18 protein-coding genes are annotated in these 22,418 nt (G+C 72.8%); 9 read left to right on the top strand and 9 right to left on the bottom strand.

Annotated elements, in window-relative coordinates; genetic code table 11:
• Nucleotides 1–28: 28 nt before the first annotated feature.
• Nucleotides 29–2,254 (bottom strand): amino acid permease, encoded by a 2,226-nt coding sequence (locus ACH34S_RS15340; RefSeq protein WP_395953259.1) that lies wholly within the window; start codon nucleotides 2,252–2,254, stop codon nucleotides 29–31.
• A gap of 405 nt (nucleotides 2,255–2,659) precedes the next feature.
• On the opposite strand from ACH34S_RS15340, the gene ggt reads away from it, so the two are divergent.
• The 3 genes from ggt to ACH34S_RS15325 all read left to right on the top strand — a co-directional run bounded on the left by ggt (nucleotide 2,660) and on the right by ACH34S_RS15325 (nucleotide 6,006).
• Nucleotides 2,660–4,627, top strand: coding sequence for a gamma-glutamyltransferase (gene ggt / locus ACH34S_RS15335; RefSeq protein ID WP_395953258.1), 1,968 nt, complete (start codon nucleotides 2,660–2,662; stop codon nucleotides 4,625–4,627).
• Nucleotides 4,628–4,700: 73 nt separating this feature from the next.
• On the top strand, nucleotides 4,701–5,063 hold the full coding sequence (gene cutA / locus ACH34S_RS15330) for a divalent-cation tolerance protein CutA (protein WP_395953257.1): 363 nt from the start codon (nucleotides 4,701–4,703) through the stop codon (nucleotides 5,061–5,063).
• Between the two features lie 91 nt (nucleotides 5,064–5,154).
• Nucleotides 5,155–6,006 carry an oxygenase MpaB family protein gene (locus tag ACH34S_RS15325; protein ID WP_395953256.1) on the top strand — a complete coding sequence of 284 codons (852 nt, stop codon included), beginning with the start codon at nucleotides 5,155–5,157 and terminating at the stop codon, nucleotides 6,004–6,006.
• A gap of 139 nt (nucleotides 6,007–6,145) precedes the next feature.
• Here the strand turns inward: ACH34S_RS15325 and ACH34S_RS15320 are convergent, their stop codons facing one another.
• From ACH34S_RS15320 to ald, 3 genes are all read right to left on the bottom strand, one after another.
• Nucleotides 6,146–6,445: a metal-sensitive transcriptional regulator gene (locus ACH34S_RS15320; RefSeq protein WP_132179370.1), complete on the bottom strand. Its 300-nt coding sequence runs from the start codon at nucleotides 6,443–6,445 to the stop codon at nucleotides 6,146–6,148.
• An 86-nt stretch (nucleotides 6,446–6,531) separates the two neighbouring features.
• The gene (locus tag ACH34S_RS15315; RefSeq protein ID WP_395953255.1) at nucleotides 6,532–7,134 is read right to left on the bottom strand and encodes a histidine phosphatase family protein; all 603 of its coding nucleotides are present in this window, start codon (nucleotides 7,132–7,134) and stop codon (nucleotides 6,532–6,534) included.
• Between the two features lie 38 nt (nucleotides 7,135–7,172).
• Nucleotides 7,173–8,288, bottom strand: coding sequence for an alanine dehydrogenase (gene ald, locus ACH34S_RS15310; RefSeq protein ID WP_395953254.1), 1,116 nt, complete (start codon nucleotides 8,286–8,288; stop codon nucleotides 7,173–7,175).
• A 1,218-nt stretch (nucleotides 8,289–9,506) separates the two neighbouring features.
• Between ald and ACH34S_RS15305 the strand changes: the two genes are divergently transcribed.
• Nucleotides 9,507–9,845: a hypothetical protein gene (locus ACH34S_RS15305; RefSeq protein ID WP_395953253.1), complete on the top strand. Its 339-nt coding sequence runs from the start codon at nucleotides 9,507–9,509 to the stop codon at nucleotides 9,843–9,845.
• Between the two features lie 36 nt (nucleotides 9,846–9,881).
• Here ACH34S_RS15305 and ACH34S_RS15300 read toward each other — a convergent pair whose 3' ends face one another.
• From ACH34S_RS15300 to ACH34S_RS15285, 4 genes are all read right to left on the bottom strand, one after another.
• On the bottom strand, nucleotides 9,882–10,142 hold the full coding sequence (locus ACH34S_RS15300; RefSeq protein ID WP_395953252.1) for a hypothetical protein: 261 nt from the start codon (nucleotides 10,140–10,142) through the stop codon (nucleotides 9,882–9,884).
• 170 nt (nucleotides 10,143–10,312) lie between these two features.
• The gene (locus tag ACH34S_RS15295; protein ID WP_395953251.1) at nucleotides 10,313–10,831 is read right to left on the bottom strand and encodes a hypothetical protein; all 519 of its coding nucleotides are present in this window, start codon (nucleotides 10,829–10,831) and stop codon (nucleotides 10,313–10,315) included.
• 212 nt (nucleotides 10,832–11,043) lie between these two features.
• Nucleotides 11,044–12,207, bottom strand: coding sequence for a glycerate kinase (locus ACH34S_RS15290; protein WP_395953250.1), 1,164 nt, complete (start codon nucleotides 12,205–12,207; stop codon nucleotides 11,044–11,046).
• 149 nt (nucleotides 12,208–12,356) lie between these two features.
• Nucleotides 12,357–13,802 (bottom strand): NCS2 family permease, encoded by a 1,446-nt coding sequence (locus ACH34S_RS15285; protein ID WP_395953249.1) that lies wholly within the window; start codon nucleotides 13,800–13,802, stop codon nucleotides 12,357–12,359.
• A 211-nt stretch (nucleotides 13,803–14,013) separates the two neighbouring features.
• Here ACH34S_RS15285 and ACH34S_RS15280 point away from each other — a divergent pair, with 211 nt between their 5' ends.
• The 5 genes from ACH34S_RS15280 (at nucleotide 14,014) to ACH34S_RS15260 (ending at nucleotide 20,656) form a co-directional block, all read left to right on the top strand.
• Nucleotides 14,014–15,312, top strand: coding sequence for a helix-turn-helix domain-containing protein (locus tag ACH34S_RS15280; protein ID WP_395953248.1), 1,299 nt, complete (start codon nucleotides 14,014–14,016; stop codon nucleotides 15,310–15,312).
• A 94-nt stretch (nucleotides 15,313–15,406) separates the two neighbouring features.
• Nucleotides 15,407–17,470, top strand: a complete 2,064-nt coding sequence (locus ACH34S_RS15275) for a cytochrome c oxidase assembly protein (protein ID WP_395953247.1) — start codon at nucleotides 15,407–15,409, stop codon at nucleotides 17,468–17,470.
• A gap of 62 nt (nucleotides 17,471–17,532) precedes the next feature.
• Entirely contained in the window at nucleotides 17,533–18,771 is a 1,239-nt protein-coding gene (locus ACH34S_RS15270; protein WP_395953246.1) for a sensor histidine kinase, read from the top strand.
• Nucleotides 18,772–18,802: 31 nt separating this feature from the next.
• Nucleotides 18,803–19,474, top strand: coding sequence for a response regulator (locus ACH34S_RS15265; protein WP_395953245.1), 672 nt, complete (start codon nucleotides 18,803–18,805; stop codon nucleotides 19,472–19,474).
• Nucleotides 19,475–19,558: 84 nt separating this feature from the next.
• Nucleotides 19,559–20,656: a hypothetical protein gene (locus tag ACH34S_RS15260; RefSeq protein WP_395953244.1), complete on the top strand. Its 1,098-nt coding sequence runs from the start codon at nucleotides 19,559–19,561 to the stop codon at nucleotides 20,654–20,656.
• On the opposite strand, the gene ACH34S_RS15255 is transcribed toward ACH34S_RS15260, so the two are convergent.
• Nucleotides 20,650–22,401: a hypothetical protein gene (locus tag ACH34S_RS15255; RefSeq protein ID WP_395953243.1), complete on the bottom strand. Its 1,752-nt coding sequence runs from the start codon at nucleotides 22,399–22,401 to the stop codon at nucleotides 20,650–20,652. The two genes, ACH34S_RS15260 and ACH34S_RS15255, sit on opposite strands and share 7 nt — an antisense overlap.
• Nucleotides 22,402–22,418 lie beyond the last annotated feature (17 nt).

The raw sequence follows: 22,418 nt of genomic DNA, 5'->3' as shown, positions 1-22,418 counted from the left end.
TCGGGATTCTGTCCCATGAGTCGCCGGTTCAGCGGCGGTGGCGCCCGCCGTGCGGCGGCGGCTCCTCGTGCTCGCCGTCGCGCGGCGGCCCGCCCTCGCGATGATCCTGCTGGTAGGAGCCGGAACCGTAGGGATCCGCGCCGTAGGGGTCGGAGCCGTAGGAACCGGAGCCGTACTGCCCGGACGTGTAGGGCCCGGAGTCGGACCTCCCCGAGTCGTAGGCCCCCGAGTCGTACGGACCTGACGAACCTGACGGACCCGACGAGTAGGAGCCCGAGTCGTAGGGCCCGGCCGGGTACTCGCCCGAGGCGAACGGGTTGCTGCCGCCGAACAGGTCGGCGGAGGTGTCGCGCATGTCGCGGTCCTGCGCCTCGTAGCCGCCGGACGCGCCCGACCCAGGCGGATAGGGCGGGGCCGACTGCCGGGGATCGTCGTCGGACTCCCAGGAGAACTGGCCGGAGGAGTGCCGTCCCGTCGAGTAGCGCCCGGTCGGGTAGGGGCTCTCCGGCGCGCCCGGACGCTGCTCGCCCGGCCGGCTCCCCGGCGAACCCGGCGAGTACTGGCCCGGATACTCACCGGACGCGTACTGGCCCGGATACTCGCCTGAGGCGTACTGGCCCGGGAACTCGCCCGTCCCCATGCCGGCCCGGCCGCCGGGCGGGTACGGCTGCCCGGCGCCCGGAGGCGGCGGGGCGGGCAGGGCGGGGACGCCGGGCGGCGGCGCGGTCAGCCGGGCGGCCGGGCGCTCGGGCGGCGGCTCGTCCAGCAGCAGCTTCATCTGGCTCTTCCGGCGCCCGTACGCCAGGTACAGCAGCACGCCGACGACCATCCAGATCCCGAAGTACCCCCAGGTCTGGACCTTGAGGTTCAGCATCATCCAGCCGACCGCGATGACCGTCACCACGGCGGTGACCGGGGCGATCGGCACCCGGAACGGGCGGTGCAGGTCGGGCCGGCTGTGCCGCAGCGCCACCACCGCCACCGGGACGAACAGGAACGCGAACAGCGTCCCGATCACGACGAGCTGCTCGAGCGTGAGCACGTCCAGCGTCTGGGAGATCACCAGCGCGATGCCGCCGGACAGCATCGTCGCCCGGGACGGCACCTTGTAGCGGCGGCTCATGTGCGCGAGCGGGCGGGGGAGGAGCCCGTCCCGCGACATCGAGAACACCACCCGGGTGAGGCTGATCAGCAGCACCAGGATGACGGTGGTCAGGGCGAGCACCACGCCGACGTCGACGAGCTTGCCCATCGCGCCCGCGCCGACCGAGTCGAACGCCGCGGCGATGAGCAGCTTGTCGGGGTTCAGCTTGGCGAAGCCGTCCATGCCGACCATGCCGACGAGCGCGACCGCCACGGCCGCGTACAGCACGACGGCGGTGACCAGGGCGGTGATGATGCCGCGCGGCACCTTGCGGGGCGCGTCGTCGGTCTCCTCGGCGGACGTCGCGATCAGGTCGAACCCGATGTAGGCGAACGCGATCGCGGGCGCGGCGGCGAACAGGCCCCAGACGCCGAAGACCTCGGGCGTTCCGCCGCCCAGGGCGCCGAGCATGGCGTCCAGCATCGTCTTGTCGCCCTCGGGCGCGGGCCGCGACGGCGGGACGAACGGCGTCAGGTTGCCGGGGCTGAAGAACTTCAGGCCGGTGGCGATGACCAGCCCGATCACGATGACCTTGGCCATCACCATGAACCAGAGCGTCTTCAGGCTCAGCCGGCTGCCCGTGGCGAGCATCATGGCGACCAGCAGCAGGATGCCGAACGCGAACACGTCCGGGCCCTTCACCTGGCCGATCACCTCGCCGAGCCAGCCGGGGACGGGCACCCCGAAGTCGGCCAGCGCCTGCGTCGCGTACAGCGACCAGACCCGCGCCAGCACGGCGGTCGCCAGCATCAGCTCCATGATCAGCGCCCAGCCGACGATCCACGCCCAGACCTCGCCGAACGCGACGTAGCTGAACGAGTAGGCGCTGCCCGCGACGGGAATGATCGAGGACAGCTCGGCGAGGGCGAGCGCGACCAGCAGGCACACGCCGCCGGCGATGAGGAACGACACGAGCACGCCGGGGCCCGCGGTCGAGGTGGCCTGCTCTCCGGCGATCTTGAAGATGCCGGAGCCGATCATCACGCCGAGGCCGAGCACGACCAGGTCGCGGGTCCGGTAGACCACGCGGAGCCGGTGCCGGCCTCCGTAGAGCCGCCCGGTCGCCTGCTCGACCGGCAGGCGCCGGAACATGTTGTTGCGCATGCGCATGTCCCAGGTCATAGGTGTCCCCCCAGGCCTGAACCCGCGCCGCTGTTCGCGAGATGACGGCTTGTCGAAGTCCCTAAGAATTCACCAGGTATGAGCATAATCGCAACGTTTTCCCCGGGATTGCTGCCGTCCGGGCGTTGTCGGATCCTGCCAAACCCGCCGGTCGGCGACATGCCGCAGCGTCCCCCTCACGCTGGGCTAACACTCGCAGGAGTTTCGGGGGACGGGGACGGCGGAAAATCGCCGATTTGCTCTCCGGAAAGCGCTTTATGATCTTTGCCGGCAGGTCCGGCGGCCCGCCGCGGGAAGGGCGTGCGCCGGGCGTCCGGGGTCGGCCGGTGCGGACGGTGGCATCGGACGAAGATCGGTGACACGGTAGGGGCGCCGCGTTCATCTGGAGGCCCGATGTTCCGCTCCCCATCGTCCTCGAAGGCATCGACGGCACCGGCCGGATCGGCTCCTCCGGCCGGATCGATCGCCTCGGCCGGACCGGCCGCGCCGGCGGCCTCGCGCCGGCGCCGGCGGCGGCCGGGCCGCAAGGCCGTCCTCGTGGCCGCGATCGCCGTCGCCGCGTCCCTCACCGTCCCCGGCGTGCCCGCCATCGCCCGGACCCTCGCCTCCCTCCCCGCGCCCGGCCCGCCGGCACCCCCGGTCAAGCAGCCCGTCGCAACGGGCTACGGCGGCGCGGTGTCGACGGTCGACCCGGAGGCCAGCCAGGTCGCGCTGAACGTGCTGAAGGACGGCGGCAACGCCATGGACGCGGCCGTCGCGGCCGGGGCCGCGCTCGGCGTCACCGAGCCGTTCGTGGCGGCGCTCGGCGGCGGCGGATACATGACCTACTACGATGCGAAGACGCGCCGCGTCCACGCCATCGACGGCCGCGAGTTCGCGCCCGTGCTGATGAGGGCGGACAGCTTCGTCGACCCCGCCACCGGCAAGGCGATCCCGTTCGACCAGGCCGTGACCAGCGGGCTCGGCGTCGGCGTGCCCGGCACGCTCGCGCAGTGGGATCTCGCGCTGCGCCGCTTCGGCTCCCGCGACATGAAGCACCTGCTACGCCCCGCCATCAAGCTGGCCGATCGCGGCTTCGTCGTCGACCAGGAGTTCCGCGACCAGACGGCGGTGAACGAGGCCCGCTTCCGCGACATCGTCCCGACCCGCGAGCTGTTCCTGCCGGACGGGCAGCTCCCGGACGTCGGCTCGACGTTCCGCAACCCCGACCTCGCCGACACCTACCGCGAGCTGGCGAAACGCGGCCCGAAGTGGTTCTACGAGGGGCGCCTCGGCAAGGAGATCGTGCAGACCGTCACCAAACCGCCGGTCGACCACGCCGCCACGCGCATCGTCCGTCCGGGCCTGATGGAGGCCCGCGACCTGGCCGGCTACCGGGCGCTGATGCGCAAGGCCACGCACGTCTCCTACCGCGGGACGGACGTGTACGGGATGCCGCCGTCGTCGTCCGGCGGGTCGACGGTCGGGGAGGCGCTCAGCATCCTCGGCAACTTCCGGCTCGACCGGCGCGACCCGGTGACGGCGCTGCACTACTACCTGGAGGCGTCCAAGCTCGCCTACGCCGACCGCGGCCGCTACCTGGGCGACGCCGACAAGGTGGACGTGCCGCTGGAGGAGATCCTCTCGTCCGGGTTCGCCCGCGAGCGCGCCTGCCTGATCAAGCCGGACGAGGCCGCCGCCGCGCCCGTCGCGCCCGGCTCGCCGGACGGCTCCTACGAGCCGTGCGTCCCGCCCGGCACGCAGACCCGGGCGCTGGCGTTCGAGGGCCCGCAGACCACGCACCTCAACGTCGCCGACAAGTGGGGCAACGTCGTCGCCTACACGATCTCGATCGAGCAGTTCGGCGGCAGCGGCATCACCGTCCCCGGGCGCGGCTTCCTCCTCAACAACGAGCTGACCGACTTCTCCCTGCAGCCGCCCCCGCCCGGCGGCCCGGCCGACCCGAACGCGCCCGGCCCGAACAAGCGGCCGCGCAGCAGCATGTCGCCGACGCTCGTCCTCAAGGACGGGCAGCCGAAGCTGGCCCTCGGCACGCCCGGCGGGTCGACCATCATCACGACCGTCCTGCAGATCCTGATGAGCCGCCTCGACCTCGGCATGGACCTGCCGACCGCGCTGAGCTTCCCGCGCGCGACGCAGCGCAACACCCCGCAGGTCTTCGCCGAGCAGGCGTTCATCGACTGGTACGGGCGCGACCTGGCGGCCCGCGGGCACCGGCTGGAGGTGTTCCCCGGCCCGCCGGCGGGCGTGATCGGCGCCGCGACGGGGCTGGAGATCGTGCGGCCAGGGCTCGTCCAGGCGGTCGCGGAGCCCGGCCGGCGGGGCGGCGGCAGCGCCATGGTCGTCCAGCCGGTGCGGTAGCGGCGCGCATGCGGGCGTGTCCCGGCGGGCGCGCGCCGGCGTGTCCACCCGGCAAGGGGGAAGGAGTCGTGCCATGGCCCACGCTTACGTGCAGGTGACGACCACGACCGACTCCCGCTCCGAGGCGGCCGAGCTGGCCAAGTCCGCGGTCGCGGAGCGGCTCGCGGCGTGCGCGCAGCTCCTCGGCCCGATCGCCAGCACCTACTGGTGGGAGGGCGAGATCGAGTCGGCGGAGGAGTGGATGGTGCTGTTCAAGACGTCCGCCGACCGGTTCGACGAGCTCGCCTCGCTGATCACCGAGGTGCACTCCTACGACACCCCCGAGATCATCGCGACGCCGGTCGTCGCCGGGAGCATGGACTACCTCGCCTGGATCACCGAGCAGACCGAGCCCGGCGAGCGAGACGAAGCGGTGGAGGACGAGACCGAGGATTGATCGTGGGGTCCGCGCCGTGATTAAGTAAGTTAACGGTTACTCGGTCGGCGGGGACGTCGCCGGCCGGTCGCGGCGGCGGAAGGCGGTCGACGTGCACGACGAAGACCACGGGCTGTTCGGGCCCGGCTCGGTGACCTGGCGCGTCATGGGCGAGCCCGTCCTGATGGTCGGCGGGATCAGGGCGCTCCTCCTCCAGGCCCTGCACCCGAGGACGATGTGGGGGACCGCGCAGAACTCCGAGCTCATGAACCCCTCCACCGCCTGGGAGCGGCTCGGCCGGACGGTCGAGTTCGTCCGCGTCCGCACCTACGGGACGGAGGACGAGGTCGAGCGGGTGGGCCGCCGGGTCCGCAAGCTGCACTCCAGGCTGACCGGGCTCGACCACGGCACCGGCGAGACGTTCCGCGTCGACGACCCCGAGAACCTCCTCTGGGTCCACCTGGGCGAGGTCGACTCCTACCTGGACGTCGCGCGCCGCGCCGGGGTGCCGCTGACCGCCGCGGACGCCGACGCGTTCGTGGACGAGCAGCGCCGCGCCGCCGCCGTCGTCGGCCTCGACCCGGCGGACGTCCCCGCCTCCGTCGCGGAGATGAAGGACTACTACGCGGACATGCGCCGCCGGATCTGGGCATGCCGGGAGGCCCGCGAGGGGCTGCGCCGCATGTTCAGCCCGGCGGTCCCGCGGCACCTGCTGCCGTTGAAGCTCGCCGCGCCCGGCATCGGCATGCTGGTCGTCGCGACGCTGCCGCGCTGGGCCCGCCGCATGTACGGGCTGCCGGGCCTGCCGACGTCCGACCTGGCCGCCACGATCACGCTCAAGGGCCTGCACCGGACGATCCGCGTCGTCCCGGAGCGCTACCGCTACACCCCGGACGCCCGGCGGGCCAGGCGCCTCACGCGCGAGCACGAGGCCGACCTCGCCGCCTGGACCATCGCGTCCTGAACCGGCGCCGCCGCGAAGCTCACCCGATCGGCTCGTCCAGCGCGTCCGGACCGGGGTTCTCGCGCGCCGGGCCGGGGACACGGCTCCGGCGTGTGCTTTCCGGCCCGTGGGAAGCGCCCCGCGCAGGGGGCGGTGACGGTCAGCCGCGGCGCATGAGACGGCCCACGGCCGCCATCAGCTCGGTCGACATCGCCTCGCTCTTGCCCTCCTCGGCGCCCTCCGCCACGCAGTGCCGCACGTGCCCGTCCAGCAGGCCGAGCGCCACCTTGTCCAGCGCGGCCTGGACGGCGCTGATCTGGGTGAGGATGTCGATGCAGTAGCGGTCCTCCTCGACCATCCGGTCGATGCCGCGCACCTGGCCCTCGATCCTGGCCAGCCGGGTCTGCAGCTGGTCCTTCGTCGCCGTGTACCCGCGGGTGGGGGTCTCGCTGGTCGCCATCTCCGTCCTCACAATCCGTCGGGGGCGCACGCCCGGATACCCCTCGGGGGGACGTCCCCCTATGGGTACTTTATGCGCTGCACGGCTCAGCGGGGCGGCACGTTCCAAGCGGTGATCACGGGGCGGCCGTGCTCGGCGCCCAGTGCCGACACCGTCCCAGTCGCCAGGGCGAACGATCGTCCACGCGCCGGTTCCAGGTCGAGCCACCGCGCCGTCAGCACCCGCAGGACGTGCCCGTGCGCGACGAGCGCGACGTCCCCGCCCGCGCCGCCATCGGCCAGAAGCGGACGCACCCGCGCGAGGACGGCGTCGGCCCGCCGCCCGACCTGCTCGACGGTCTCGCCCGGGTGCCCGGCGTCGCCGGGGATCACGCCGTCGTCCCACAGGAACCAGCCGGGCCGGTCCTCCCGGATCGCCGCCGAGGTGATGCCCTCGTAGCCGCCGTAGTCCCATTCCCACAGGTCGGGGTCGACGTCGTCGACCGGCAGGCCGGCCAGCTCCGCGGTCCGCAGCGCCCGCTCCGCCGGGCTGGCGACCGTCCGCCCGACGCGCCGCCCGCCGAGCGCCCCGCGCAGCGCCCGCGCCTGCTCCTCGCCCCGCGCGGTCAGCGGCACGTCCGTCCGCCCGGTGTGGCGGTGCGTGCGGCTCCACTCGGTCTCCCCGTGCCGCAGCAAGATCAGCTCACCCATGGGGGAGGGTCTACCCGGCCGGGGCCGGTGTCCACGGCTCAGTCGAGGATCGAGGCGAGCGGGGTGTGCGGGAGGTTGTGCGCCTCGGCGACGTGGTCGTAGACGAGGGCGCCGGCGTGGGTGTTCAGGCCGCGGGCGAGGGCGGCGTTGGACTGCAGGGCGCGCCGCCAGCCCTTCTCGGCGATCTGGAGCGCGTAGGGGAGCGTGACCCCGGTGAGCGCGTAGGTGGACGTGTTCGGCACCGCCCCCGGCATGTTGGCGACGCAGTAGAACGTCGACTCGTGCACCCGGTAGGTGGGGTCGGCGTGGGTGGTCGGGCGGGAGTCCTCGAAGCAGCCGCCCTGGTCGATGGCGATGTCGACGAGGACGGAGCCGGGCTTCATGCTCGCGACCAGGTCGTTGGAGATGAGCTTGGGCGCCTTGGCGCCGGGGATCAGCACGGCGCCGATGACGAGGTCGGCGGCGCGGGCCTCCTGCTCGACGGTGTAAACGCTGGACACCAGCGTGCGCAGGCGGCCCTGGTAGATGGCGTCGATGTGGCGGAGGCGGTCGACGTTGACGTCCAGGACGGTCACGTCCGCGCCCATGCCGACCGCGATCTGCGCCGCGTTGAGGCCGGACACGCCGCCGCCGATGACCACGACCCTGGCCGCCGCCACGCCGGGCACGCCGCCGGGCAGCACGCCGCGGCCCCCGTTGGACGCCATCAGGTGGTAGGCGCCGACCTGCGGGGCGAGGCGCCCGGCGACCTCCGACATGGGCGCCAGCAGCGGCAGGGAGCGGTCGGGCAGCTGGACGGTCTCGTACGCGATCGCCGTGACGCCCGCGCTCAGCAGCGCGTCCGTGCACGCGCGGGACGCGGCCAGGTGCAGGTAGGTGAACAGGACCTGGCCCGCGCGCATCCGGTGGTACTCGGGCTCGATCGGCTCCTTGACCTTGAGGATCAGGTCGCCCTCGGCCCACACCTCGTCCGGGCCGTCCAGGACCTTGGCGCCCGCGCCGACGTAGTCGTCGTCGGGGATCGCGGAGCCGAGCCCGGCACCGCGCTCGACGAACACCTCATGGCCGTGGCGGGTCAGCTCGTGGACCCCGGCCGGGGTGATGGCCACCCGGTACTCATGGTTCTTGACCTCGCGCGGGACGCCGATCTTCACGGGAGCTCCTCTGTCAACGCCGACCAGGCTGTTACGCCTCCCAGCCTGCTGTCCGGAGTCACCCTCCGGCTATGCGCAGCATGGAAAGGCATCGGCCTTTTCCGTGACAGGGTGTAAATCATGCCTGGTGACGGGCGGGCGGGTGAGCCCCGCCGGCGCGGTCCGAGCCACGGCGATCCAGGCCCAGTGTAAGGGGCCCCCACCTGGAAGGTGAGGGCCCCTTGGCCGTCCACCGGCGGCCACTGGGGAGTGAGTGCCGGTGAAAGCGCCCGACCCGACTGCGGGATATCAGCGTGGCCATCTGTGACCTCTGGCCGAGCCGGACAACCAACAAGTTACAAGGGCTAAGAGAGTCAGGCAAGTGTTTGTGCCGACCGCGTCCGGAAACTTGTCGCCAACCTCCGATTTTGTCCGTGTCCAGATGTTTGTGGTGGCGGATTCGCGCCACCCGCGGAGTGGATTGAGTGGACAGGGTCACAGCGATGGTGTTTCATGGGCTAAGCACCACTCGGGGGAAAGGTGCTACCCGTCCTCGCTCATGTAACTGGGGGGTTGTGGGCGAGGACGGGGGTCACGGGTAGCGGGGGAGTCCGAGCGATCGGGCTCCCCCGTCGCTACTCTCCCGAACGCAGCATGGGCTAAACGCGGCGGCGCAGAGAATTCTGGAGGTGCCGCCAGGCCCCGATCTCGCCTCCGGGTGAACCGCTTCGGCCGTTCCGGTGAACACGCCCCATCGGAACGCGCGGCGAGCCGTTCACCCGGGGGCGTTTTTGCGTGCTCGAACCGGGGCTTTGGAAATGGATCGCTCCAGGCAGGCCAGATCGAGGCGCACGATGCTTTGTGATCAACTCGTGATGTACGAAAGTTTTAGCCCATGTAACACTGGGGACCCCGCCGCTGCCACGGCGGGGTCCTGACCGTCCTCTGTGAGGAGAGGAGCCATGAGAGAGCATTTCATGTTTCCGGCCTTCGAGCGACTGCACCATGCGCTCGGTTCGGCACTGTCGGTGCTGGTCGCCGGGCTGCTGATGTGTCTGATCGTGCTGCTGCGGGAGCAGTGGCGGCTCGCCCGCCGCCGGACCTGCGGCTGCGGCTGCGGCAGCCCGCTGCGCCGCTGTGAAACCAAGATCACCGCTGGTGGGGCGGCGGTGCACCGCCTCGCCGCCGGCGGCGGCGTCATCGCCCGCGGGAGCCGCGGGCGCCACCGGGGAACCCCTCGTGGACGAGGGCGTCGTGGAGGAGGAGGCCGTGATGGAGGAGACCGACCGGTGCCAGGGACCGCAGCCGGGGTGCTCGCAGATCCCCACCCTGGAGGTGATCCTCGGCCGGCTGTCGGATCGGGCGCCGCTGCCGCCCCTGCTGGTGTGCTCACAGTGTGGAGCCTGCATCCTGACCGTCCACGGGGTGTGGCCGGAGGGGGCGCCGAGCCCGTACCGGGTGGTGCGGATCCGGCTGCTGCACCAGCCGGCGGTCAGCACGCCGCGGGCACCGTCCTCACCACCGTGGGTGCGGGTGCCTGAGGCGGTCGCCGCCCCGGTCGCCGCTCACCGAGTGTGACCGCACCATGATCGCGCCGTGACCGTGCCGGGACGTCTACGGGGGCGTCCCGGCACGGCCGGGCCCTCGGATGGCGACGCCGCCCGGGACGGTGGAGCCGAGCGGGACCGTCCAGCATCGCCAGCCGGCGAGCTCTCCGTCCACGACGTAGGAGGGGGGTGGAAGGTGCGTCACGCCGTAGGAGTCGAGTGCCGCGTCCAGCCAGGCGTCGTCCTGCTCGGACGTCTCTTCCGGCTGGTCATAGGCGATGAGGGTCCGGTCCGCGACGAAGATGAGAGCACCTCCGTTGGGGGCCACCAGGTATGTGTCGGCAACAACCTCGGTACTGACCAATGACCTGATATCACTCACGTAGCCGACCCTCTCAAACCCCTTTACCCCCTTGCAGTTCCTCCCCCATCAAGGAGTTAAGCCCGAACAGAGGCTACAAGAAGTAGTCAGGCATCCGGTAGAGGTGACTCGATCGCCTAGTCGCTGACAACCTTCTGCTGCCGCCGCGCCGCGTACGAGGATTTCGGCTCGGAGATCCGTTCGTAGTCCGGATCGGCCGCCGCCTCGTCCGGTGTGCGGGTGTCGCGGTAGAGACCCTGATGGGGGTCGTATCTGATGATCTGATTATCGTCGCGGATGTTGCGCACCGCGGTGACGTACATTTCCCGCACCGAAACGGCGAGATTGTCGAGGCCCAGTGCGCGCACTCGTGCGTGGTATTCGAGAAGCCGGTACAGGCTCTGGTTGCGTTCCTGGCGTGGCAGGTCAGGCCATGCCTCGAACTCGCGGTCGGCGCGGACTCGCCGCGCTCCGACCGTGACCCCGTACTGCTCCTGGAGGCGCTCGCGATTACGCTGCACCCACACGCGGACGTAGCTTTCGGTCACCTCTTCGTCTACCAGAACGCTCAGCCGGTGAGCGTACCCCCGCCAAGGCAGTTCCTTTCCATGCTCGCGCCAGAGGCTCAAAAAGTCCTCATCGCGAATAAGGCCCATGTTCAGACTCTCCGTTACTCACTCCCCGGCTGCCAAGCATAGAGGGAGAGGATGCCGAAGACCACCTCTCGCGCCAGTAGAAGATTACGGATCGTGACCCCGTGCCGGTGAGCGGCCTGTAAGTGATCTTGTAGCGAGGGCTAACCCGGGCGTGGCGGTCGTTAGGGTGCTACCGAGAATGGGAATTTCAGGCGACCATTGGAGCGGTCCCCCTACGGGCCCGTCGGCGGGAGCCATTCGTCGGCGATCGCGACCGTCAGTTGCTCCAGCAGCGGACCCGCCCGGCGGACCCGCCGTTCCGGATCCGGCTCGATATCGGCGAGCGCGTAGGCGCCCTGGATCCGCGCCTTGCGGAGCTGCTCGCCGGTGAGACCGCGCCGCCCGGCCACGGCGACGACGGGCGCGCCCGCGCGGGCGGCGGCGCGCGCCACCCCGATGGGCGCGGTGCCGCGCAGCGAGCGGGTGTCGAGCGAGCCCTCCCCGGTGACGACCAGCCGTGCACCGCGAGCCTTCCCGGCGAAGCCGAGCAGATCGAGCATAAGGGACGCGCCGGGCTCGAACGTCGCGCCGAGGAAGGTGAGCGCGGCGAACGCGACGCCGCCCGCCGTCCCGGCGCCGGGCAGGTCGCGGGCCGCCTTCCGGGACGCCGCCTCCGCCAGGTCGGCCCAGCGGCGCAGGCCCGCGTCCAGCAGCCGGACCTCCTCGCGGGACGCGCCGCGCCGGGGGCCGTCCACCGCGGCGGCGCCGGTGCGGCCGAGCAGCGGGCCCGCCGGATCGCCCGCCACCACCACCTCGATGCCCGACATGTCGGGCAGGCCGCGCAGGTCGAGGGCGTGCAGGGAGCGCAGCGCGGCGCCGCCGGGCGGCAGGTCCTTGCCGAGCGCGTCGAGCAGCCGCCCGCCGAGCCCCTGCACGAGGCCCGCGCCGCCGTCGGTGCAGGCGCCGCCGCCGAGCCCGAGCACGATCCGCCGCGCGCCGAGCCGCACCGCGTGCCCGAGCAGCTGTCCCGTCCCGAAACTGGACGCGGCGAGCGGCCGCGGCTTCCCGCCCGGCAGCCGCCGCAGCCCGGACGCCTCCGCGAGCTCCACCACCGCGCTGTGGCCGTTCATCGCCAGCCGCGCGGTGACGGGACGGCACGTCGGCCCAGACACCTCGACCTCGACCCGCCGCCACCCGGCCGCCACCGCCGCCTCGACGGTGCCCTCCCCGCCGTCGGCGACCGGCAGCTCGACCAGCGGGACGCCGGGCCGCGCGCGGCGCAGCCCGGCCGCGAGATGGCGGGCCGCCTGCGCCGCGGTCAGCGCCCCCGGGAACCTGCCGGGCGCCAGCACGACATGACCCGGCGGGGACAGGTGCGGGGGAGAGTCCGCGGACACCACAGGCACGCCTTTCACGCCGGGGGGTAAGGCCCTACCTTCTGCTTACGCCATGACGGCACTATTTGACACCCGCAAGCGCGTCCGGGACTTCCAAATGAACGGAGAGTTGCCCAGAAAAGACGTCGGCGGCACGCGACCTGCGGCGGCTACCGCACGTTCAGCCACTCCTCGATCGGCTCGATCGCGAAGAACAGCAGGAACAGCAGCACCACCGGCCACAGCCAGACCGACACCTCGCGCCACCGGCCCCGGGCCAGCTTGATCAGCGCGAAGCTCACCATCCCGCCGCCGATCCCGATCGTGATCGAGAACGTGAACGGCATCAGCACGATGGTGAGGAAGGCCGGGATGGTGATGTCCAGATCGCCCCAGTCGACCTTGGCGACCTGCGTCATCATCAGCGCCCCGACCACGACCAGCGCGGGCGCCGCGGCCTGCGCCGGGACGGTCGCGGCGAGCGGGGTGAGGAACAGCGTCACCGCGAACAGCGCGCCGGTGGCCAGGTTGGCGAGGCCCGTCCGGGCGCCCTCCCCGACGCCCGCCGCCGACTCGACGAACACGGTGTTGGCCGACGAGCTGGTCACGCCGCCGAACGCGGCGGACAGGCCGTCCACCGACAGGATCCGGCCGAGCCGCGGCACCTGGCCCTTCGCGTCCAGCAGCCCGGCCTCGTCGCTGACGCCGAGGATCGTGCCCATCGCGTCGAAGAACCCCGACAGCACCAGCGTGAACAGCACGACCAGCGCGGTGATCACGCCCGCCTCGGCGAACCCGCCGAACAGGTCGAACTCCCCGAAGAGCCCGAAGTCGGGGGTGGCGAACAGCTGGTCGGGCATGTTCGGGGTCACCACGCCCCAGCCGCCCTCCTTGACCGTCGCGTTCTCCTGGATGACCACGGCGCCGACCGTCCCGGCGACGATGCTGATCAGGATCGCGCCCGGCACCCGCCGCACGTACAGGACGATCATCAGCAGCAGGGTGAGCGCGAACACCAGCGCCGGCCACGTCGACAGGTGGCCGCCGGTGCCGAGCGCCAGCGGCGGGCTCACGTCGCTGGACGAGACGAACCCCGCGTCATAGAACCCGACCAGCGCGATGAACGCGCCGATGCCGACCGCGATCGCGTGCTTGAGCGCCAGCGGGATCGAGTTCATGATCCGCTCGCGGATCCCGGTGAGCGCCAGCAGCACGATGACCGCGCCCTCGATCACCACCAGGCCCATCGCCTGCGGCCAGGTCATCACCGGCGCCGCCTGGAACGCCACGACCGCGTTGATGCCGAGCCCGGCGGCGAGCGCGAGCGGCGCGTTCCCGACCAGCCCCATGATCACCGTGGCGATCGCGGCGGACAGCGCCGTCATCGTCGTGAGCTGCGGGATCGACAGCGTCGCCCCGGTGACGTCCTTCGCCCCGCCGAGGATGATCGGGTTCAGCAGGATGATGTAGGCCATCGCGAAGAACGTGGTGACGCCGCCGCGCAGCTCGCGCGGCACGGTCGTCCGGCGCGCGGAAAGATCGAAGAGCCGTTCCAGCGGTCCGCCACCGCCCGCCGGCGGTGATTCGTCGGTCTTGGCGGCGTTGGTGTCGGACATGCGTGCGCTCCGCGTTCCAGCGTGATCTCGAAATGGCGTGGACAGGGTAGCCGGTATACCCTGCGCGGGTGCCAAGCACGCTCCCGGTACCGAATCAGCGGAATCACCGCGCCGACCGGCCGTGATCTGGGCACACTTGGCGAGCGAGTCGTTTTCATCCTCGTCCTGCGCACGGCGCAGCCGGCGAGCATCCCGTAGGCGGTGGTCACAGATGGACCGGGAGACACTGGGGCAGCGCATCCGCGCCCTGCGCATCAGGCAGGGCGTGAGCCAGGCCCAGCTCGCCTTCCCCGAGCTGTCCGACAGCTACATCTCGCTGATCGAGAGCGACAAGCGGGTGCCGGCCCCGAGCGTGGTGGAGCTGCTCGCGACGAAGCTGAACTGCTCGGCGACCTACCTCGTCAGCGGTGTCAGCGAGGACGTCGTCGACGAGCTGCGCGTCACCCTCGACTACGCCGAGATCGCGCTGAGCAACGGCGCGGCGGCCGAGGCGCGGGCCAGGTTCGCCGAGGTGCTCGCCAGCGCCGACGCCGTCGCGCTGCCCGACATGCTGCACCAGGCGCGCTGGGGCCACGCGCTCGCGCTGGAGGCCGCGGGCGAGCTGGAGGAGGCCATCGCGCAGCTGACGGCGCTGACCGAGGAGGCCTCCGCCGAGACCGACCTCGACCACTGGGCGAAGGTCCACGTCGCGCTGAGCCGCTGCCTGCGCGAGCGCGGCGACACCAGCGCGGGCGTGCAGGCCGCCGAGAACGCGCTGCGGCACCTCATCGCGACCGGCGCCGACTCCACCGACGCCGCCGTCCACCTCGGCGCCGCGCTGCTCGCCGCGTTCATCGAGCGCGGCGACCTCGTCCGCGCCCGGCAGCTCGCCACGCAGCTGGTGGAGCGCGCCGAGCGGATCGGCAGCCCACGCGCCCGGATGGTCGCCTACTGGGAGGCCGCCTACGTCGCCGAGATCCGCGGCGAGTACGAGGACGGCGTCACCCTCGCCGAGCGGGCGCTGATGCTCGCGGGCGACGGCGAGGACCCGCGCAACCTCAACCGGCTCCGCGTCATCTACGCCGGGCTGCTGCTGCGCGCCCGGCCCGACCAGGCGGCCCGCGCCCGCGAGCTGCTCACCCGCGTCCGCGGCGAGATCAACGCCAGCTCGTCGGGGGAGATCGACGTCGCCTGGTGCCTGACCGAGCTGGCCCGCGCGGAGACGGCGCTCGGCCGTCCCGCCGAGGCCGTGCGGCTCGCCGAAGAGGCCCTCGACCTGCTCGGCGACGCGCCCCGCCGCGCCACCGCCGGGGCGCTGACGGTGCTCGGCGAGGCGTCGGTGCGGCTCGGCCACCGCGACCGCGCCGTGGAGGTGCTGACCCGCGCCGCCACCTGCCTGGAGGAGATGGAGTCCTCCCGGGAGGCCGCGCAGGCGTGGTTCGACCTGGCCGAGGTCCTCGCCGAGACGGGCACCGCGGAGGAACCCCGCATGGCCGCCTACCGCCGCGCCCTGACCTGCGTCGGCGTGTAGCCGGGGCCGGGACGCCCGCCGACCCGGGACGGCCCGGTGGCGGGGGCTCAGTAAGGTAGAGACGCCCCGTCGCCTTTACAGAACCCGGCCTCCCATGAGCACCCAAGGATCACCGGACGTCGAGCCGGACGTCAGCAGGGCCGCCCTGGGCGTGCTGCGCGCCGCCGTGATCGCGGTGGCGGCGTGCGGCGCCGTCCTGGTGGGCGGGCTCGTGCTCGGCGGTTCCGTCACCGAGAAGGTCATCCCCGGCCTCGGCGACGCCGGCGTCCTCACCCGGTGGGGGCTGCCCGCGTCCCGCGCGGCGATGGACCTGCTGTCCGCGCTGACCGTCGGCACCCTGATCGCCGCCGCCGCGCTCCTGCCCATCGAGAGCCCCGCCAAGGGCGAGCGCGGGCCCGGTCGGCTGTCCAAGGACGCGGTCGGCTACCTGCACGCCGCGTCCTGGTTCGCCGCCGTCTGGGCCGCCGCCGCCGCGGCCACCCTGGTGTTCACGGTCGCCGACGTCCTCGGCCAGCCGGTCGAGCAGGTCGTCACCGGCAGCGAGCTGAGCAGCTACGTCGGCTCGCTGCCGCAGGGCACCGCGCTGATGATCGTGGTGCTGCTGGCCGTCGTCGTGGCGCTGCTGGCCCGCACCACCACGACGCCCGCCGCCGCGTTCGGGCTGCTCGCGCTGGCCGGGATCGCGCTGCTGCCCGCGCCGCTGACCGGGCACTCGGCGTCCGCCGCCAACCACACCGTCGCGACGACCGGCGTCGCGCTGCACGTCGCCGCGGTCGCGCCGTGGGTCGGCGGCCTCGCCGCCGTCGGCGTGCACGCGCTGCTCCGCCGCGACCGGCTGCCCGTCATGGCCGACCGGTTCAGCCGCATGGCGCTGTGGTGCTACGTCGTCGTCGGCGCCAGCGGCCTGGTGAACGTGATCGCCCGGCTGCCCGACCCGGCCGAGCTGGTCGAGACGAACTACGGGCGGCTCGCCCTCGGCAAGATCGCCGCGTTCGTCCTGCTGGGCTGGTTCGGCTGGTGGCACCGGAGCCGCACCCTCCCGGCCGTGGCGGCGGGCAAGCCGTGGTCGTTCGCGCGGCTCGCGTCCGTCGAGGCCGCCGTGATGGGCGCCGCCATGGGCCTGGCCGTCGCGCTGGCCCGCACCGCGCCGCCCGCGCCGGCCGAGCCGGAGTCCCCGGTCAAGGCGCTGCTCGGCTACGAGATGCCGCCGCAGGTCACCCCGGTGCGGCTGGCGACCCTGTGGCAGCTCGACCTGCTGTTCGTCGTGCTGGTCGTCGCGCTCGGCGGCCTCTACCTCGCCGCGGTCGTCCGGCTGCGGCGGCGCGGCGACTCCTGGCCGCTCGGACGCACCGTGGCCTGGCTCATCGGGCTGGTCACGATCGTCGCCGTCACCGAGACCGGCGTCGCGAAGTACGCGCCGATCCTGTTCAGCGTGCACATGGCGCAGCACATGGTGCTGAACATGCTGGCGCCGATCTTCCTGGTCCTCGGCGCGCCGGTGACGCTCGCGCTGCGCGCGCTCAAGCCCGCGCGCGTCCGCGGCGACCGGGGCCCGCGCGAGTGGCTGACCGCGATGCTGCACAGCCGCTACACCGCGGTCATCGCGCATCCGGCGGTCGCGACGTTCATCTTCATCGTGAGCACGTTCGCGCTGTACTTCACGCCGCTGTTCGAGTCGGCGATGCGCAACCACCTCGGGCACATGGCGATGTCGCTGCACTTCCTGCTCGCCGGAAGCCTGTTCTTCTGGGTGCTGCTCGGCGTCGACCCCGCACCGAAGAAACTGCCCTACCCGGGACGGCTCCTGCTGCTGTTCGTCACGATGCCGTTCCACGCGTTCTTCGGCATCGCGCTGATGAACCTGGGCGAGCCGCTGGCGCGCGCCTGGTACGCGGCCGTCGACCCGGAGTGGGGCACGACGATCCTGAAGGACCAGCACACCGGCGGTGCGATCGCGTGGGGCTTCGGCGAGGTGCCGACGTTCCTCGTCCTGATCGTCCTGGCGGTCCAGTGGTACCTGCACGACCAGCGCCAGGCGAAGCGCCTGGACCGCAAGGCCGACCGCGCGGCGGCCCCCGGCGGGCGGGCCGAGGACGACGAGCTCGCCGCCTACAACGCCCGCCTCGCCAAGCTCGCCGAACGCGACAAGCCCGAGTGACCTCCCCTTCTCCCTCTCGCGGGGGAGTGGGACGGGCCCGCTGATCTGCCAGGATCGATGGTGTGTTGCGCGTCCTCCGGCCGCTGATCGAGCGGACGACCTGGCTGCGCTGGTCCCACCTCGTCGTGGGCGGCGCGCTGCTGATGCCGTACTGGTTCCTCGGGATCAGCCTCATCCCGCTGCTGCCGCTCTCCAACGGCGTCGTGGAGGCCGTGCTGATGCTGCTGTTCATGCCGGCGGCGGCGACGTTCGTCACGGGGCTCGTGCCGGCGGCGCGGCTGCTGGAGGGGGCGCTCGCGAAGGAGCTGCTCAAGGGCCCGGCCGCGTCGATCGTGCCCGGGACCGCGCGGTCCTGGGAGAGCAGGACGCGGGCCGGGGCGTGGTTCGGCCTCCATCTGGGCACCGGGGTGGTCGTCAGCGGGCTGAGCCTGACGGTGCCGCCGTTCGCGGTCGTGATGATCCTCGCGCCGCTGGTGACCTGGGACACCCGGTTCCTCGACTCCTGGGGCTGGCAGGACACCTGGCACCAGTGGCCCGCGCCGCTGGTCGGGCTCGCGTTGCTGGCCGCGCTGCTCGCGCTGATCGTCGGCGCGGGGGAGCTGCTGTCGCGGCTGGCGCCGTGGTTCCTCGGGCCGTCCGCGGCGGAGAAGCTCGCCGACATGGAGGCCAGGGCCGTCAAGCTCGCCGAGCGGAACCGGCTCGCCAGGGAGCTGCACGACTCGGTCGGCCACGCGCTCAGCGTCGTGACCCTCCAGGCCGCCGCGGCGGGACGGGTCCTGGACGCCGACCCGGCGTTCGCCCGCGAGGCGCTCGGCGCGATCGAGGAATCGGCCCGCGCCGCGCTGGAGGACCTCGACCACGTGCTCGGGCTGCTGCGGGAGGACGCGTCCAGGAACGCCGCCGCCCCGCAGGCCACGCTGAAGGACCTCGGGCGGCTGCTGGAGCAGACGCGGATCGCCGGGGTGAAGCTCGACGCGGAGATCGGCGACGAGGTGGAGCAGGTTCCGGCGGCGGTGTCGCGGGAGGCGTACCGGATCGTCCAGGAAGGGCTCACGAACGCGCTGCGGCACGCGGGAAGGGTCCCGGTGCGGCTGCGGCTCGGGGTGGAGCGCGAACGGCTGGAGATGGAGATGAGCAACCCGCTCGACAGGTCGGCGGCCGCCGGCGCCGATCACGGCGGTGGACGGGGCCTCGGCGGCGTCCGCGAGCGCGTCACCGTGCTGCGCGGCGAGATGACCGCCGGGCCGGACGGAGACCGCTGGCGGTTCCACGTGTCGCTCCCGCTAAGGTCCGGATCATGACCGGGGACGCGGACGTGACGGGGGGCGCGGGATGACGGGGGACGCGGGCATGACGATCAAGGTGCTGCTGGTCGACGACGAGCGGCTGATCAGGGCGGGTCTGGCGGCCATCATCGAGGCCGAGGACGACCTGACCGTGGTGGGCGAGGCCGCCGACGGCGCGGAGGTCCTGGACGCGGTGAAGCGGCTGCGTCCCGACGTGATCCTCATGGACGTGCGAATGCCGCGCCTGGACGGCATCCAGGCGACCCGCCGCATCCTGGAGACGATCCCGGAACCGCCGCGCATCATCGTGGTCACGACGTTCGAGAACGACGAGTACGTGTACGACGCGCTGAAAGTGGGCGCGAACGGCTTCCTGCTCAAGCGCACGCGCCCGGAGGAGATCCTGCAGGCCGTCCGGATGGTGGCGCACGGCGACAGCCTCCTGTTCCCGGCCGCGATCCGCGAGCTGGCCGCGCGGCACGCCCCGTCCGCCGCGGCGGACGGGGCGCGCTGGCACGGGCAGCTCACCGAGCGGGAGGGCGACGTCCTGCGGCTCATGGCCAAGGGCCGCTCGAACGCGGAGATCGCCGAGGACCTGTTCGTCAGCCCGCAGACGGTGAAGACGCACGTCGGGAACATCCTGGCGAAGCTGCAGGCCCGCGACCGCACGCAGGCGGTGATCCTCGCCTACGAGACGTCCTTCATCACGCCCGGCTGACTTTCGGCACCCCCCTTACACCTGATTTACCTTGCGGTCACTAGAAAAGAGCAAAAGGGAAGAAGTCCGACAGATCGGGGGATCATGGACGCCGTCACGCTGGCCGAACTCCGCAAGCCGAGGCCCTACCCGGCGGTTTCGGTGCTGATGCCGACGCATCGCTCCGTCCCGGCCAACCGGCAGGACCCCATCCGGCTGCGCAACCTGCTGGCCGAGGTGCGGCGGCGGCTGCACGACGACGCGCTGGTGGCGCCGGACGCCGCCGAGCACGTCCTGCGCGGCCTGGAACGCGCCGCCCGGGAGGTCGACCTGCGGCACGCCTCCGACGGGCTGGTGCTGTTCGCCGCGCCCGGCGGCGAGCACCACGCCTTCACGATCGCGCAGACCGTGGACGAGCGCGTCGTCGTCGACAGCGGCTTCGCCACCCGCGACCTCGTCGCCGACTTCACGCGCACCCCGCGCTACTGGCTGCTGTCGCTGTCGGACCACCGCACGCGCCTGTGGGACGGCCACGGTGAGGACCTCACCGAACGCACCGGCGGCGGCTTCCCCGTCGAGCCGGAGCCGCTCGACGAGGCGGGCTCCGGGCGCCAGTCGCGCCGCGGGGCGCAAGGCGGCGACGCCGAACGCCACAGGCAGACCATGCGGGACGTCGTCGCCGCCCTCGACCGCGTCCTGGCCCGCGACCGCCGCCCGCTGATCGTCGCGGGCGTCACCCGCCACCAGGCGTTCTTCGACGAGGTCGCCGGCCCGCACATCACCGTGGCGGGACGCGTCGACGGCAGCTTCGAGGGCGCCGCGCCCAGCGCGCTCGCCGCGGCGGCCGGGCCCGCGCTCGCCGCCTACGAGGACCTCCGCGAGGTCGGCGTGCTGTCCGAACTGGAGGCCGCGCGCAGCATCCAGCGCTACGCGGGCGGCCTGTGCGAGGTCACGCGGCTGGTCGAGGAGGGGCGAGGCGAGCACCTCGTCGTCGAGCGCGGCTACTACGCGCCCGCCGTGAAGACCGAGGGCGAGCTCGTCCCGGTGGAGGGCATGCCCGGCGTCCTCAAGGGCGCGGACGTCGTCGACGACGCCGTGGACGACGTGATCGAGACCACGCTCGAATACGGCGGCGAGGTCACGTTCGTCTCCGACGGCTTCCTCATCGACCACGACCGCATCGCCCTGGTCACGCGCTACTGAGCCGCGCCACAGGACGGGTCGCGCCAGCTCACCCACCCGATCGACCAGGCACGTCCCGGATGCGGCCGCCATCCCGCCGGACGCGCGGGCCACGACGCCTCCGGAGCCGTCCCGTCCGGCAGGGGCACCACGACCGTGCAGACGCCGGGCGGGGGACGGCGGCCGTCCCGGATGTCGAAGCGGCCGACGCGCGTCCACCACACGGGATGGATGAGCCTGTTCTTCACGGCCCAGTGCAGCGACACGTCCGCGACGACCCCGCCCGCCGCCGGCCCCGGGAACGGCGGCGCCGGGCGGGTCCGCCGCGGTGACGGCCCCGACGCGAACGTCACCGCGGCCAGGTTGATCCCCGCCAGCGCGACGGCCATGGCGATCACACGATGGCGCCGGCCGAGCCGGGACAGCGCCAGGAACCCGCACAGCAGACCCGCCACGACGAGCGTCACCGTAGGCAGATGCAGCGCGGTCCGGTCGCCGGTCAGGAACGTGGTCTCGGGGAAGTCGAACGCGATGAAGGTGTGGGTGCGGAGCCGTCCGCCCGCGTAGGCGGTCACCCAGAGCGCGGCGGTCCCCAGCACGAGCAGGGACGCCGCCGCGAGGCGGATCGCCGCCCGCGGCCCAGAGCGCGCCAGCGCAGCCGCGCCGATCAGCGTGTAGACGAGGGCGAGGCACGACAGGTAGCGGCCGTAGGCGAAGTTCCCGACCCGGTGCTCGTCCGGCAGCGCGGCCGAGGAGGCGTAGGCGATCGCGAGGGTCGTGGCCAGCAGCGCCGCCGCCATGATCCGGTCGGGACGCGGCGTCCGGCGGCGGATCAGCGCCGCCGCCACGGCGGCCAGCCCCACCCCGCCCAGGCCCCACGTGGACACGATCAGGTACCAAACCTGCCCGGCGGCGCCCGACAGGGCCCATTCCTGCCCCGGAACCGTGGTGATCCTCAGCTCAAGCGACGCGGCGAGATCCCGCACGCCACCCGGATACATCTCGCCCTTGATCCGCCCGTTCAGCGCGGCCCCCGCCGCGTACCCGGCGAGCGCGGCCGCGCCGCCCGCGACCGCGGCCCGATCCCTCAGGCGATGCATGACCGCCACACCGACCAGCACGAGCACATGGACGACCAGGACGACCATCCCGCGCGTATGGACCATCGCCGCATAGGACGCGAGCGCGCTCGCCCCCACCGCGGCCAAGGCCCGGCCCTCCCGGACGAACCGGTCGAGCGCCAGCAGCCAGGCCAGGACCAGCGCGGGCAGGACGGCGTCCGCGAGCGCGAACGCGCCGAAGAACGTCGTGGCGGGCAGCAGCGCCGCCGCGAACGCCACGGGCGCCGCGGCCCGGCGGCCGAGCCCCAGCCGCCGCGCCGCCGCGTACCCGAGCGGGAACAGCGCCGCGCCGAGCACCGCGTTGATCACCATGACGATCGTGTAGACGGTCACCGGGTCGTGCGAGACCCAGTACGCCGGGGCGAGCAGCAGCGGATATCCGCCCTGGTAGAAGGTGTGCCCGGACAGGTCGCCGCCCGCCGACCCGGCCAGCCACCGGGCCGCCACCAGGTAGCCGGTCTCGTCCGGGTTCGCCGCCGGGGACGTCCGTGCCCGCGCGAACCACAGCCGCACGATCACCTGCGCCGCCGTCCCCGCCGCCAGCAGCCACGGCAGGACGGCGGGCCGGCGCGCGGGCCGGGAATCCGGCGGGTCACCATGCCGGGGCGGGTCGTCATGGCGGGACGGGGCGGTCACAAGGGTCATGCCGCCCACGCTCCGGC

Origin of the sequence: Actinomadura sp. 3N508 (assembly GCF_044326375.1) — a bacterium.
In the GTDB taxonomy this organism is placed as follows: domain Bacteria; phylum Actinomycetota; class Actinomycetes; order Streptosporangiales; family Streptosporangiaceae; genus Spirillospora.
Note: the sequence above shows the minus strand (reverse complement) of the source record. Positions and strands in the feature narration are given on the sequence as shown.

Excerpts from the sequence above, each read along its gene's own strand:
- ACH34S_RS15340 (WP_395953259.1), bottom strand. The coding sequence starts at position 2,254 with ATGCGCATGCGCAACAACATGTTCCGGCGCCTGCCGGTCGAGCAGGCG.
- ggt (WP_395953258.1), top strand. The coding sequence starts at position 2,660 with ATGTTCCGCTCCCCATCGTCCTCGAAGGCATCGACGGCACCGGCCGGA.
- cutA (WP_395953257.1), top strand. The coding sequence starts at position 4,701 with ATGGCCCACGCTTACGTGCAGGTGACGACCACGACCGACTCCCGCTCC.
- ACH34S_RS15320 (WP_132179370.1), bottom strand. The coding sequence starts at position 6,445 with ATGGCGACCAGCGAGACCCCCACCCGCGGGTACACGGCGACGAAGGAC.
- ACH34S_RS15315 (WP_395953255.1), bottom strand. The coding sequence starts at position 7,134 with ATGGGTGAGCTGATCTTGCTGCGGCACGGGGAGACCGAGTGGAGCCGC.
- ACH34S_RS15295 (WP_395953251.1), bottom strand. The coding sequence starts at position 10,831 with ATGGGCCTTATTCGCGATGAGGACTTTTTGAGCCTCTGGCGCGAGCAT.
- ACH34S_RS15285 (WP_395953249.1), bottom strand. The coding sequence starts at position 13,802 with ATGTCCGACACCAACGCCGCCAAGACCGACGAATCACCGCCGGCGGGC.
- ACH34S_RS15280 (WP_395953248.1), top strand. The coding sequence starts at position 14,014 with ATGGACCGGGAGACACTGGGGCAGCGCATCCGCGCCCTGCGCATCAGG.
- ACH34S_RS15275 (WP_395953247.1), top strand. The coding sequence starts at position 15,407 with ATGAGCACCCAAGGATCACCGGACGTCGAGCCGGACGTCAGCAGGGCC.
- ACH34S_RS15265 (WP_395953245.1), top strand. The coding sequence starts at position 18,803 with ATGACGGGGGACGCGGGCATGACGATCAAGGTGCTGCTGGTCGACGAC.
- ACH34S_RS15260 (WP_395953244.1), top strand. The coding sequence starts at position 19,559 with ATGGACGCCGTCACGCTGGCCGAACTCCGCAAGCCGAGGCCCTACCCG.
- ACH34S_RS15255 (WP_395953243.1), bottom strand. The coding sequence starts at position 22,401 with ATGACCCTTGTGACCGCCCCGTCCCGCCATGACGACCCGCCCCGGCAT.